This window comes from Curtobacterium sp. L1-20 (assembly GCF_048755855.1).
Lineage (GTDB): Bacteria > Actinomycetota > Actinomycetes > Actinomycetales > Microbacteriaceae > Curtobacterium.
In genome coordinates, this window is record NZ_CP151473.1 from 33130 (window position 1) to 46023 (window position 12894).

12 protein-coding genes are annotated in these 12894 nt (G+C 72.4%); 8 read left to right on the forward strand and 4 right to left on the reverse strand.

The window, feature by feature from the left end; all coding sequences use genetic code 11:
* Nucleotides 1-25: 25 nt before the first annotated feature.
* Nucleotides 26-916, reverse strand: coding sequence for a UTP--glucose-1-phosphate uridylyltransferase GalU (galU, locus tag AAEP86_RS01575; protein ID WP_420368821.1), 891 nt, complete (start codon nt 914-916; stop codon nt 26-28).
* 116 nt (nt 917-1032) lie between these two features.
* Here galU and AAEP86_RS01580 point away from each other — a divergent pair, with 116 nt between their 5' ends.
* From AAEP86_RS01580 to mscL, 3 genes are read left to right on the forward strand one after another with little or no spacing between them, the layout of a single operon-like run.
* Nucleotides 1033-1617, forward strand: a complete 585-nt coding sequence (locus tag AAEP86_RS01580) for a 5-formyltetrahydrofolate cyclo-ligase (RefSeq protein WP_420368822.1) — start codon at nt 1033-1035, stop codon at nt 1615-1617.
* 1 nt (nt 1618) lies between these two features.
* A complete protein-coding gene (locus AAEP86_RS01585; protein WP_420368823.1) occupies nt 1619-1897 on the forward strand; it encodes an FmdB family zinc ribbon protein in 279 nt (92 codons plus the stop codon).
* A gap of 55 nt (nt 1898-1952) precedes the next feature.
* Nucleotides 1953-2453 carry a large conductance mechanosensitive channel protein MscL gene (gene mscL, locus AAEP86_RS01590; RefSeq protein ID WP_420368824.1) on the forward strand — a complete coding sequence of 167 codons (501 nt, stop codon included), beginning with the start codon at nt 1953-1955 and terminating at the stop codon, nt 2451-2453.
* Nucleotides 2454-2798: 345 nt separating this feature from the next.
* Here the strand turns inward: mscL and AAEP86_RS01595 are convergent, their stop codons facing one another.
* Together AAEP86_RS01595 and AAEP86_RS01600 are read right to left on the reverse strand one after the other, a co-directional pair.
* Entirely contained in the window at nt 2799-3389 is a 591-nt protein-coding gene (locus tag AAEP86_RS01595) for a CDP-alcohol phosphatidyltransferase family protein (protein ID WP_420368825.1), read from the reverse strand.
* A gap of 303 nt (nt 3390-3692) precedes the next feature.
* Nucleotides 3693-7511, reverse strand: a complete 3819-nt coding sequence (locus AAEP86_RS01600; protein WP_420368826.1) for an AAA family ATPase — start codon at nt 7509-7511, stop codon at nt 3693-3695.
* 131 nt (nt 7512-7642) lie between these two features.
* On the opposite strand from AAEP86_RS01600, the gene AAEP86_RS01605 reads away from it, so the two are divergent.
* The 4 genes from AAEP86_RS01605 to AAEP86_RS01620 all read left to right on the forward strand — a co-directional run bounded on the left by AAEP86_RS01605 (nt 7643) and on the right by AAEP86_RS01620 (nt 11277).
* Entirely contained in the window at nt 7643-8530 is an 888-nt protein-coding gene (locus AAEP86_RS01605; RefSeq protein ID WP_420368827.1) for an HpcH/HpaI aldolase/citrate lyase family protein, read from the forward strand.
* Nucleotides 8531-8539: 9 nt separating this feature from the next.
* Entirely contained in the window at nt 8540-9007 is a 468-nt protein-coding gene (locus AAEP86_RS01610; protein WP_420368828.1) for a DUF6264 family protein, read from the forward strand.
* 69 nt (nt 9008-9076) lie between these two features.
* The gene (locus tag AAEP86_RS01615) at nt 9077-10342 is read left to right on the forward strand and encodes an FAD-dependent oxidoreductase (RefSeq protein WP_420368829.1); all 1266 of its coding nucleotides are present in this window, start codon (nt 9077-9079) and stop codon (nt 10340-10342) included.
* Between the two features lie 56 nt (nt 10343-10398).
* The gene (locus tag AAEP86_RS01620) at nt 10399-11277 is read left to right on the forward strand and encodes an aldo/keto reductase (protein ID WP_420368830.1); all 879 of its coding nucleotides are present in this window, start codon (nt 10399-10401) and stop codon (nt 11275-11277) included.
* A 79-nt stretch (nt 11278-11356) separates the two neighbouring features.
* Here AAEP86_RS01620 and AAEP86_RS01625 read toward each other — a convergent pair whose 3' ends face one another.
* Complete coding sequence (locus tag AAEP86_RS01625; protein WP_420368831.1) at nt 11357-11827, reverse strand: hypothetical protein; 471 nt, start codon at nt 11825-11827, stop codon at nt 11357-11359.
* A gap of 90 nt (nt 11828-11917) precedes the next feature.
* Here AAEP86_RS01625 and AAEP86_RS01630 point away from each other — a divergent pair, with 90 nt between their 5' ends.
* On the forward strand, nt 11918-12883 hold the full coding sequence (locus AAEP86_RS01630; protein WP_420368832.1) for an NAD(P)H-quinone oxidoreductase: 966 nt from the start codon (nt 11918-11920) through the stop codon (nt 12881-12883).
* Nucleotides 12884-12894: the final 11 nt, after the last annotated feature.

Below are 12894 nucleotides of genomic sequence, written 5' to 3' on the forward strand. Positions count from 1 at the left end.
CCGGACCCGTGCGGGATGGGTCGACTCATTCGCCCGCGTTGAACTCCTTGAGCCACGACTTGAGGTCGGGGCCGAGGTCATCGCGGTCCGAGGCGAGCTGCACGATCGCCTTGATGTAGTCGAGTTTGTCACCCGTGTCGTACCGGCGTCCACGGAACACGACGCCGTACACGCCGCCGGTCCACTCCTCGGCGCTCGCCATCTTCATGAGCGCGTCGGTCAGCTGGATCTCGCCGCCCTTGCCCGGCTCCTGCTTCTCGAGGACGTCGAAGACCTCGGGGCGGATGACGTAGCGGCCGATGATGGCCAGGTTCGAGGGCGCTTCGCCCTGCGCCGGCTTCTCGACGAGGCCGGTGATCTTCACGACGTCGTCGGTGTCGGTCTGCTCGACCGTCGCGATGCCGTAGAGGTGGGTCTGCGACTCCGGGACCTCGAGCAGCGCGACGACGGTGGCGTTCTTCTCGCCCTGGACCTCGATCATGCGCTTGAGCAGCGGGTCGCGGGCGTCGATGATGTCGTCGCCGAGGAGCACGGCGAACGGCTCGCGGCCGACGTGCATCTTCGCGCGGAGCACGGCGTGGCCGAGGCCCAGCGGGTCACCCTGGCGGACGTAGTGCATGTCGGCGAGGTCCGTGGACTGGTTCACCTTCTGCAGCTTCTCGTGGTCGCCCTTCTTCTTCAGGGTCTCCTCGAGCTCGGACACGTGGTCGAAGTGGTTCTCGAGCGCGTTCTTGTTGCGGCCCGTGATCATGAGCACGTCGGTCAGTCCGGCGCCGACGGCCTCTTCCACCACGTACTGGATGGCCGGCTTGTCGACGACGGGGAGCATCTCCTTCGGCATCGCCTTGGTCGCGGGGAGGAAGCGCGTGCCCAGCCCTGCGGCGGGGATCACCGCCTTCGAAATCTGGAAGCCCATGCGCAAGAAACTATCGGATGGCCCCTGGAGGGGGCATGTCGTCACTGCTGGGGACACGGGGTCGGCGCGTTTCCCGGCGGGAAGCCGCAACGAGGTGCCTCGGTAGACTCCTGCGCATGATCGCCGATCTCGGGAACGAGAAGCGCGCCCTGCGAGCCGAACTCCGGCAGCGGCGGCGCACCCGGACCACGACCGAGCGTGACGCCGACACCGCGTCGCTCACCGCGACCCTGCAGCGCTTCGTCGAGGAGCGCCAGGTCCACTCCCTCGCCCTGTACCTGTCCGCGCCGGACGAGCCGAACGTCCGGCCCTTCCTGAACTGGGCCTTCGCGCACGACGTCCGCGTGCTCCTGCCGGTCACCCGCGAGGACGGCCTGCTCGACTGGGCGGTGGGCGACGGCTCGTCCGAGACCGAGGGGCCGCTCGGGATGCCCGAGGTGGTCGGCGAGGTCCTCTCCCCGCTCGCGATCAACGACGTCGACGCGATCCTCGCCCCGGCCGCCGCGGTCGGCCACGACGGCGTCCGGATGGGCTGGGGCCGCGGCTACTACGACAAGACCCTCGGGTCGATGGCGAACCGCCCGCCCGTCTATGCTGTGATCTTCGACGCGGAGTACCTCGACGAGGTCCCGCGCGAAGCCCACGACGAACCCGTCGACGGCATCATCACGCCGTCCCGCATCATCACGTTCCGGAGCTAGGGTGCCCACCTACTCGTACCGCTGCACCGAGTGCGGCAACGCCTTCGACATCAAGCAGTCGTTCTCCGACGCCACGCTCACCGAGTGCCCGGTGTGCGGGGGTGTGCTGCGCAAGGTGTTCTCCCCCGTCGGGGTCACCTTCAACGGCGGCGGCTTCTACCGCACCGACTCCCGGACCACGCCGAAGGCCGAGGGTTCGTCGAGCGCGCCGAAGGCCGAGCCCGCGAAGAGCGAACCGAAGAAGTCCGAGTCGAAGCCGGCTGCGCCCAGCGCCTCCTGACCGGCCGTCGGCCTCCTCGGTAGGTTGGGGTCTCCTCGACCGGAAGGAGGCCCGCGTGAAGGGCTTCAGGGAGTTCCTGCTCCGCGGCAACGTCATCGACCTGGCCGTCGCAGTGGTCATCGGTGCCGCGTTCACCGCGATCGTCACCGCCATCGTGAACGCCGTGATCAACCCGGCGATCGGTGCCGTGTTCAACGCCTCGAGTCTCGACAAAGCGCTGCCGGTGCGGATCCCCACCGTCTCGGGTGACCACGCGACCATGTACTTCGGTGCCGTCATCGGCGCGGTCATCAACTTCCTCATCGTCGCGGCGGTCGTGTACTTCGCGCTCGTGGTGCCGGTGAACCACCTCAAGAAGGTCGCCTTCGACCGGGTCAAGAAGAACCAGGAGCAGACGCCGCAGGACGTCCCGCCGACCGACGTCGAGGTGCTGCTGGAGATCCGCGACCTGCTGCGGACGCAGAACGGCGACGCGGTGCCGTCCGGTGGCGGCGCGCACGTCGCGCCGTCGACCGCGCCCGAGGGCCCCGGGATCGCCGGCTCGACGAAGCTGTAGCGCTCCCCGACCACGGAACCGACGTCGAACCAGCCCCGCGGCTGGTTCGACGTCGGTTCCGTGGTTCTGTGCCCGGACGCGGGCGCGCCGCACGCGGGCGCTCCGGACGTGGGCGCGCGGGTAGGCACGGCGGCGGCCTTGCGGGGAGGCGCGCGGTGGGTCAGGTGCGACCACCGCGCGCCCGCGGCACCGCGATCGCACCCCCGCATGAACTTCGCACCCCGTCACTTCGGGGTGCGAAGTTCGTACGGGGGTGCGACCTCGGCGATCCGACCGACCGAAGTCCGTCCGAACCGCGAGGTGACGTGGTTCGCACGGACTTGCATTGTGCGCCGCGGGCGAGCGTCAGCGCGTGGGTGCCCCGACCGCGCGTCGCTTCGCGACCATCGCGGCCGCGTACTGGATGCCGGCGAGCACGTGCCCGACGGTGCCGAGGTAGACGAACACGAGCGCGACGACCCGTACCCACGGCGCGTGCTCGTCGACCGTGTGCACGGCCGAGAACAGCAGCACGGGCAGGCCGACGAAGAGCAGCGCCGAGCGGATCTTGCCCGTCCAGGTGACGTCGAGGTCCGGGTTGCCGTGGAACAGCACGCTCGACATGACCACGAGCACCAGGTCGACGAGGACGACGACCGCCACGACCCACCACGGCAGGAGCCCCGTCAGCACGAGCGACAGCACGATCGCGATGATCGCCAGGCGGTCGGCGACGGGGTCGATGGCCTTGCCGAGCTTCGAGCCCTGGTCGAAGCGGCGTGCGATGAAGCCGTCCGCCCAGTCGCTCACCCCGATGACGACGAGCGCGACGAGGGCCCACCCCGGGTGCCCGGCGACGACGAGCCCCACGAAGACCGGGATCAGCACGAGCCGGAACAGCGTGATCAGGTTCGGCCAGGTCTGCCAGTCGGGGCGCTGTCGCGCGGTGTCACTCATCGCAGGCAAGGCTACCGGCTCACCAGTGGGGAGGGACGTCCCCGCGGAGTCGGGCGTCGTTCTCGCCGTCGCGGTGCCGAGCCGGTTCCGGGGCCGGAGCCGGGTCGTAGCCGGGTGTCGGCTGGGTGGTGACGCGCCGGCGGCGGCGACCCGCGCCTCCCGGCTGGTCGTCCGGCGCGCGTTCCGCGGTCGCCGGCCGGACGGGAGGATCGGCTGGCGACGCGTCGTCCGCCCGCGTCCACGTCCCCACCAGTTGGTCCGTCTCGGGCGTCACCGGTCCGGCGGGCCGGGAGGCCCGCCTGCTCATCGGCGGGCTGGGATCGGCGGGATCGAGATCTCCTGCGTCGCACCACGGTCGACGCCGAGCACCGCGGCGACGGTGTTCGCCACGCGGTCCGGGTCCGAGAACAGCTGGAACGCGTGCACGCGCACGTAGTGCCAGCCGAGTCGACGGAGCACCTCGGGCCGGAGCCGCAGCGACTCGCGCAGCGACCCCTTCACGAGTGAGGCGTCCGTCTCGATCGTCACGCAGACGCCGCCGTGTGCGGCGACGAGCCCGAGCTTCCCGCGGTGACCGAGCGCGACCGGGATGCCGCGCATCTCGAGCCGTCGGGCCAGGTCGACGAGCAACGGGTCGGAGTCGTCCGGCACGTACTCGGCGGTGGTGCGGGCACGGACCTCGGCGAGGATCTCGGCGAGGGCGACCGTGCCGTGGCCCATGCGCTCGGCCTCGATGTCGGACGGCTGGAAGCACGTCACGATCACCATGGAGCGACGGGCACGGGTCATCGCGACGGCGAGCAGGCGCTCCCCGCCGGGCTTGCCGAGCGGACCGAAGTCGCGGAGGACCCGGCCGTGCGGGGTCCGGCCGTAGCCGATCGAGAACACGACGCGGTCGCGGCTCTGCGCGACGGACTGCTCGAGCGTCGCGACGATGAACGGCTCGGAGCGGTCCCCGATGACGAACTCGGTGAGGTCCTTGTGCCCCTGCGCGGCGGTGAGCACGGCCTGCTCGACACGGACAGCGTGCTTCGCCGACGCGGTGATCACCATGAGCGACTCGGTCGGCCGGGTGCGCGCGTGGTCCATCACGAGCCGGACGACGCGGTCCACCTCGGCGTCGACGCTCTCGACGGCGCCGGACTCGGGGTCCGGGACGGCCTTGCCGTCGCTGACGTAGTCGAGCGCGATCGAGCCGTGGCCGAGGAACGATCCCGCCCAGGGCAGCGACTCGATGCGGCCGCCGTAGAAGCGGCGGTTGACGAGCTCGGCGAGGTCCTCGCCGCCGGCGCGGTAGGACCGGGTCAGCGACAGGGTCGGCAGCAGCGTGGAGAGCTTCGCGAGCGCGGAGTCGGCATGGAACGCGTCGAGCGTCTCCTCGTCGACCTGCAGTGCACGGTGGGCTGGGTCGACGGCGATCCGGAACGGCGACGGGGTCTGCGTGACCGGGTCGCCGAACACGACGGTCTGCCGTGCGCGGCGGACGGCACCGACGGTCTCGGCGATGGTGACCGCACCGGCGTCCACCAGGATCACCGTGTCGAACGGCATGGTGTCCGCGATCTGCGCGACCTCGTACGGCGACGCGAGCCAGACCGGGGCGATCGAGCGGGACAGGTGCGGCGCGGAGTCCTGCAGCAGGCGGGAGCTGATCGCGCCCTCCTTGAGCTGCGTCTTCAGCGCCGTGGCCTCGTCCGGCCAGTCGACGAGGCCGACCTTCCAGTTCTCGGCGAGCTGCCACGCGAGCCCCTGCGACACCCCGGCGGCGTGCGCGTCGTCGACGAGGCGGAAGTCCGCCTCGACGCGGTCGAGCATGTCGGTGTTCGCGCCGAGGAGCGCCCGGTCGGACTCGAGCATCGTCTCGAGGGCGGACTGCCACCAGGCGAGCTCGAGCTCGGCGGGGACGTGCGTGTCCGGCACGTGCCGGTTGGCCAGGTCGGTGATGAGCGGCTCGAGCTGCAGGTCGCGCAGGGTCTGCATGAGCTCGGTGCGCTCCTGCAGGTTGTGCAGGACGTCGGACTCCTCGGCGAGGCGCGCGATCGTCGGCACGAGCTCGTCGATCGGCAGGTTCGCCAGCTGGCGCTCGCGTGCGGTCCGGCCGAGCGGCTCGTCGAGGCGTGCGAGGTCCTCGACCACGTTCGAGAACAGCACCTGCACGTCCGCGATGCCCGTGGGCACCTCGGGGTTCACGCCGGCGGCGACGTAGCGCTGCCAGAGCACGCGCTGCTGCTGGACGCGGGTGAGCGCCTCGTGCAGGTCCGACACGTGCACGCCGGGGCGGACGTACTCGCGGGCGAGCTTCTTCAGCCGGCGGCGGTTCGTCGCGGACATCGGGGCGCCCTCGCCGCGCGGAGCGGTGGCCGCCACCAGCTCGGAGACCGAGCGGTCGAAGACGACGGGCAGGAAGCGATCGAGGGTGTCCCGGATCTCGGTGAGCAGGCGGAGGTAGATGCCGAGCTCGTTGATCGTCGTGAACTGCCGCATGTGGGTCGAGGCCACGAGGTCGTGCGCCCGGCGCAGCAGGGTCGGCAGCCCGTCGGTGTCGAGGTCCTTCGCGGTCTTGTGGGCGCGCTGCGCACCGTCGCTCGAGCCGAACTTGGCGCCGTACCAGGGCGAGTCGTCCGGGCCGTAGCGGAACTCGCCGAGGTTCGCGGCGCTGACCATGGTCTCGGCGACGCGGGAGCGCCCCTCGACCATGCTCGTCACCGAGGTCTTCGACAGGCGCGCGGTCGTTGACGGCGGCACCGGGAGGAGCGACAGGCGGGACAGCTCGACCAGGCAGTCGAGCACCGACACGTGGAAGTCCGGGTCGATCCGCGTCAGCGACCCGCGGTAGTCCGTGAGCACCTTGCGCAGCCGGACCAGGGCGTCGTCGACCTCGCGGAGGTTCGGACGGGACGCCTTCTCGTTGCGGGCGATGGCGCGCACGACGTCCCGGCGCAGGGTGCCGGGGGTCACGGCGACGCCGGGCAGCTGCACCTCGGCGAAGCGGGCCGCGATGCCGCGGAGGGTCGCACGGCGCGGACTGACGACGAGGACGCGCTTGTTCGCCGCGACGAGGCCGCCGAGCGCGTTCACGATGGTCTGCGTCCCGCCGGTGCCCGGGAGGGTCTTCACGACGATGGAGTTGCCGGCCGCGATCTGTGCGATCACGTTCTCCTGCTCGTCGTCGGCGTCGAGGAGCAGCGTGTCCGTCTCGGGGCTGCGCTCGTCCGACGGGGTCTGCTCGACCGGGTGGTACGACTGCTCGACCTGCCACTTGGCGCTCGGGTTGCCGGCGAGCGCGTCGAGCACGGGGTGCGACAGGTCCTCGGTGTCCTCGACCATGCCGGAGGCGACCTCGGCGAACGTCGAGACGACGAGCCGGGCGTGCACGGAGAAGCCGGGGATGTGCGCGGTGAGCCCCCGCAGCCGGTCGATGACCGGGTTCGGGGTGAACGAGCCGTCCTGCTGCGCGAGGGCCACGAAGGACTGCGCGTCGAGGATGACGCCGAACTGCTCGTGCAGGGCGTCGGCCAGACCGGGGTTGAGCACGGGGTCGCCGAGCAGCCGGACCTCGAAGTCGCGGCCGTGGCGTCGGATGGCCAGCGGGCGGAGGAGCACGGGTCCGCGGAAGTGCTCGTCGCCGTGCGTCCAGTCGGCCATGCCGATGCCGAGCTTCACGGCGTCGATGCCGCGCACGGTGGCGAGCTCGGTGCCCTTCGCCTCGACCTGGGCGGCGGCGATGCGTGCGGCGCGGAGCGCGACCTCGTCGCGGATGAGGCTCGACAGCAGGGTCGTCTTGCCGGTGATGAACTGGGCGAGACCGCCGGGGTGCGTCGTCGAGAGCTCGATCCGGGCACGCGGGTGGTCGGAGAAGTGGGTGAGGGGGCTCGTCCCGCCGACGCCGGTCAGCTGCTTGCGCCAGACGTCCCACACCGGCTCGGCGGCGTTGCCGGCCTGGAGGCGCGGGTCGCCCAGGCTGATCGCCTGCGGACTCGTGAGCTGCAGTTCGGGACGCAGGGTGCGGTCGGGTTCGTCACTCACGACGGTCTCTTCCTGCTGCCCCCGCTGGTCGTCCCCGGGCGCGTCGGGTCCATCGACACGGACGTCGTCGTTCACGTCGTCCCCGTCGTCGGTCACCCTGTCCGCTCGCCACACATCCGACACTGTAGGCGGGATCGGGCTGCCTCTCTGGCAATGACCCGAGGTTTCCGGGTTTCCGGGGCCGTCGGGAGCACTGCCCGTCGAGTCGGTGTGGTACCAACGTGGGCATGGCCATCGACGACCGAACCGCCCCGACCACCCCTGCGCCCGCGACGGACGGGCCGGACCGGCGCCGGTCGGTCCCCGCCGAGATCTCCCGGTCGTGGCTCCTCGTCTCCGGCACCGCGTCCGACCGGTTCGAGCGGGCCCAGCGGTCCCGGGCCGACCAGATCATCCTCGACATCGAGGACGCCGTGGACCCCGCGGCGAAGCCGGGGGCGCGCACCACGGTCGCTTCGTGGCTGGCCGGCGGCGGCGAAGCGTGGGTGCGCATCAACGACGTCACGACGGACTTCTGGGCGGACGACGTCGAGGAGCTCCGCGGCCTCCCCGGACTGCAGGGGGTCATGCTCGCGAAGACCGAGTCGCCCGCGCAGGTCACCGACACGTGGCACCGCCTCGGCGGCCAGACCCCGGTGATCGCGCTCGTCGAGTCGGCGCTCGGCATCGAGGAGTCGGTGTCGATCGCTCGGGCGCAGGGGGCCTTCCGGCTGGCGTTCGGCTCCGGCGACTACCGCCGCGACACCGGCACCTCGGCGGACACCCTGGCGATGGCGTACCCGCGGTCGAAGCTCGTCGTGGCGTCCCGCGTCGGCGACCTGCCCGGCCCGATCGACGGTCCGACCGTCGGGTCGTCGCACCCGATCCTCCGCGAGCAGTCGCAGGTCGCGGTGTCGCTCGGCCTCACCGGGAAGCTCTGCCTCGACACCGAGCAGCTGCCCGTGATCAACGAGGTCATCTCCCCGACGCCGACCGACGTCGCCTGGGCCCAGGACTTCCTCGACGACTTCGACGCCCGCGGGAAGGTCATCCGCGACGGCTCGGACCTGCCGCGGCTCGGTCGTGCGCAGAAGATCCAGCGCCTCGCACAGGCGTTCGGCGTCGAGGCACGGTAGGACGGTCCCATGACCTGGTCGAACGTCCCCGGCGGACCGCCGCAGTCCGCCCCCTCCGGCTCCTCGAGCGCCCAGCGCGCGGCGTGGGAACAGGGCGGCACGACGCTGTTCCCGGCGGCGAAGGTGGCCGACCGCGTCTCCACGGTGCTGCTGCTGGCGTTCGGCACCGTCATGACCGTCGTCACGGCGGTCGTCGGGATCATCGCGGTGGCGTCCGCGACCGCCACGTGCGACGCGTCGAGGGGGTGCTCCCCCGGCGCGTACTTCGGCGGTGCGGCGATCGCCGTCGGCGGGGCCTTCGTGATCGGCGTCGCCACGGCCGTCCTGGCGATCGGCGCGTGGGTGCGTCGGCGGAGCTCGTGGTGGATCGCCGCCGTCGGCTTCGTGCTCGCGATCGCGTGCATCGTCTGGGGCGGCGTCGTGTTCGCCGGTGCCGTCGACGGTCCGACGTCGAGTTCGGTCGGCAGCACGGCCTGAGTCGGGCCCGGACGGCGCGGCCGACAGCCCGACCGGGCGCAGTGGCCGCGACGGCGTAGCGTCCGCCGCATGGTGACGGTGGCACGGACGACGGTGGCACGGACGACGGTGGCGGTGGTCGGCGGTGGCCCCGCCGGGGTCGTGCTCGGCCTGTTGCTGGCCCGGGCCGGCGTCGCCGTGCGGGTGGTCGAGAAGCACGACGACTTCAACCGGGACTTCCGCGGCGACACCGTGCACGCCTCCACCATCCGGCTGCTCGACGAACTCGGGCTCGGCGACCGGTTCCGTGCGCTGCCGCAGTCCCGCCTCGACGACTTCTCCCTGCCGCTGCCGGACGGCTCGCGGGCGCTGCTCGGGGACTTCTCCCGACTGCGGCCGCCGTACGACCACGTCGCGATGGTGCCGCAGTGGGACCTGCTCGACATGCTCGTCACCGCTGCCCGGGACGAACCCGCGTTCGACATCACGATGGGCCTCGTCGCGACGGGGACGATCGAGGAGAACGGGGTGGTGACCGGCGTGCACCTCCGTCCGTACCGCGACCCGGACGGCACGCCCGAGGAGCTCCGCGCCGACGTGGTCATCGCCTGCGACGGTCGTGACTCGGCGCTGCGGAACGCCGTGGGGCTCCGGCCGCGCTCGTTCCCGGTGCCCTTCGACACGTGGTGGTTCCGCCTGCCCCGGGAAGCCGGCGACGCCGAGACCGCCCTCGTGCCGGCCTTCTCCGACACGGACGTCCTGCTGAGCTTCCCGCGGCCGGACTACCACCAGGTGGCGTACTTCGCGCCGAAGGGGTCCGACGCGGCGCTCCGGGCCGCGGGCGTCGCGGCCTTCCGGCAGCGGGTCGCGCGGCTCCGGCCGGACTTCGCCGGTCGGGTCGACGCGATCGCCTCGATGGACGACGTGCACGTCCTCGACGTCCGGATGGACCGGCTGCGACGCTGGTGGCGGCCGGGGCTGCTCTGCATCGGCGACGCCGCCCACGCGATGTCCCCGGCCGGCGGCGTCGGCATCAACCTCGCGGTGCAGGACGCCGTCGCGACCGCGGCGGTCCTCGCGCCCGCGCTCCGGCGGGGAGCCCGTGGCGCGGCGCTCGACGGTGCGCTGGCGGCGGTCCAACGGCGACGCTCTGCCCCCGCTGCCGTCGTCCAGGCCGCCCAGGCGGTGCTGCACCGGGTGGTGTTCGAGCGGGCCTTCTCCGGAGCGCTGCGGGACGGGCCACCGAAGGTGCCGGTCCTGTTGGCCCGGTGGGTGCCACCCGTGCGCGGCGTCTACGCCCGGGGCATCGCCTTCGGTCCGCTGCCCGAGCACGCCCCGGCCTGGGCACGGCGCTGAGCCACGACGGCGCCGACCCTGGACGCGGAGCCGTCGCCCCGGCGCATGCTGGGGCCATGAAGCAACGAGTCATCGGAGACGTGTCGGTCAGTGCCATCGGGCTGGGCGGGATGCCCATGTCCATCGAGGGGCGACCGGACGAACGGCAGTCGATCGCCACGATCCACGCGGCGCTCGAGGCCGGGGTCACCCTCATCGACACCGCCGACGCGTACCACCTGGCCGCCCACGACGAGGTGGGACACAACGAGTCGCTCATCGCGAAGGCGGTGCGGGAGTTCCACGGCGACACCGACGCGGTCCTCATCGCGACGAAGGGCGGACACCTCCGCCCGGAGGCGGGTGCGTGGGCACAGAACGGGCACCCGGAGTACCTCAAGGAGGCGGCGAAGGCGTCGGCACAGCGCCTCGGCGTCGAGGCGATCGGGCTGTACCAGTTCCACCGTCCCGACCCCGCCGTCCCGTACGCGGAGTCCGTCGGGGCTCTCGCCGAACTGCTCGACGAGGGCGTCATCCGGATGGCCGGCATCTCGAACGCCGACCCCGACCAGATCCGCACCGCGAACGAGGTGCTCGGCGGCCGGCTGGCGTCGGTGCAGAACCAGTACTCGCCGAAGTTCCGCTCGAGCGAGCCGGAACTCGAGCTCTGCGACGAGCTCGGCATCGCGTTCCTGCCGTGGAGCCCGCTCGGCGGCATCGCCTCCGCCGCGGACCTCGGCACCGCCTACGAGGACTTCGCCTACATCGCGCGGGACCGCGGCGTCAGCCCGCAGGTCGTCGCGCTGGCGTGGGAGCTGCAGAAGAGTGACGTCGTCGTCCCGATCCCGGGTGCCTCGCGCCCGCAGTCGATCCTCGACTCCGTGACGGCGCCGACCATCAAGCTCCGTCCGGAGGACGTGGCCCGGCTGGACGCGTCGCGACCGGCAGCCGACTGACGGGCGCGCCCCGCGCCTCCTGACCGACCAGGAGGCGCGGGGCGGACCCACTCGTCCGCACGGACGACCGGTCCGGTCGTCAGGCGGGGCAGGCCGCCGAGACCTCCTGGAGCGCCGCCTGCACGTCGGACTCCGCCTTCTTCGCCGCGGCCGAATCGGCCGAGCCGCCGGACGTGAGCGCGGCTGCGTAGTCCTTCGCGGCGGCGTTGAAGTCCGAGAAGGCGGTCTTCACCGTGGTGTTGCCGATGTCCGGCAGCGCCGCGTCGAGTCGCTCGTTGAGCTCCGACACCACCGCGGCGCGCGCCTTCGGGTCCGCAGGGGCCGAAGCGGACGACTGCGAGGCCACGAAGCTCCGGAACTCGCCCTCGAGCTGGGCGCAGGCCTCGGCCTTCGTCTGCGCCGACGCGGTCTTCGTGGGCTTCGGCGCGGCGGACGACGCCGTGTCGGAGGCTCCCCCGGTGGCGGCGCCGCCCGATCCGCCGGAGGAGCACCCGGCGAGGAGGGCGACCGCGATGGCGGCCGTGGCGAGCGGGACGATCTTGGAGCGCATGGTGGTGGTTCCCCCGGTCGTGGTCGCGCGCTCCGGACGGAGCGCCGATCCCCGTCGAGCGTACCGACGACGGTCGCGTACGGTCGGAGGATGCGAGCGATCACCCCGGACCACGGTTCCCTCCACGTCAGCGACCTCCCGGACCCGGTGCCCGCGAGCGGCGAGGTGTTGATCGAGGTCGCGGCCGCCGGCGTCAACAACGCCGATCTGCAGCAGGTGGCGGGCAACTACCCGCCGCCGCCCGGCGCATCCGACGTGCTCGGGCTCGAGGTCTCCGGCACGGTCCGCGCGCTCGGCGCCGGCGTCCAGGGCTTCGCGGTGGGCGACCGTGTCTGCGCCCTCCTCTCCGGCGGCGGCTACGCCTCCCTCGTGGCGGCGCCGGTGGGTCAGGTGCTGCCCGTGCCGGACGGGGTCGACCTCGTCGAGGCGGCGGCCCTCCCCGAAGCAGCGTGCACGGTCTGGTCGAACGTGGGCATGCTCGCCGGGCTCCGACCCGGGCAGACGCTCCTGGTCCACGGCGGTACCGGCGGCATGGGCTCGCACGCCGTGCTCTGGGCCAAGGCCCTCGGAGCCACGGTCGTAGCGACCTCGGGCGGCGAGCGGAAGGTGCAGGCCTCACGTGCCCTCGGAGCGGACCTGGTCATCGACCACCGGTCGGAGGACTTCGTCGCCCGCACCCTCGAGTTCACGGGCGGCCGCGGCGTGGACGTGGTCCTCGACGTCGTCGGGCCGGAGTACCTCGGCCGGAACCTCGAGGTCCTGGCGACGAACGGCCACGTCGCGGTGATCGCCTCGGGCAGCGGGAAGACCGCCGAACTCGACTTCGGAACGATGATGCGGAAGCGGGCGACGATCAGTGCCACGACGCTGCGCGCCCGCCCCGCCGCCGAGAAGGCCGCGATCGTCGAGGCAGTCCGCTACAACGTGTGGCCGCTCGTGGCGAGCGGTCGGGTCCGCCCGGTGGTCAGCGCCGTGCTGCCGCTCGAGGACGCCGCCGAGGCGCACCGGCGGGTCCGGGACGGCGAGGTCATCGGCAAGGTGCTGCTGACGCCGTAGCCGCCGCGCCC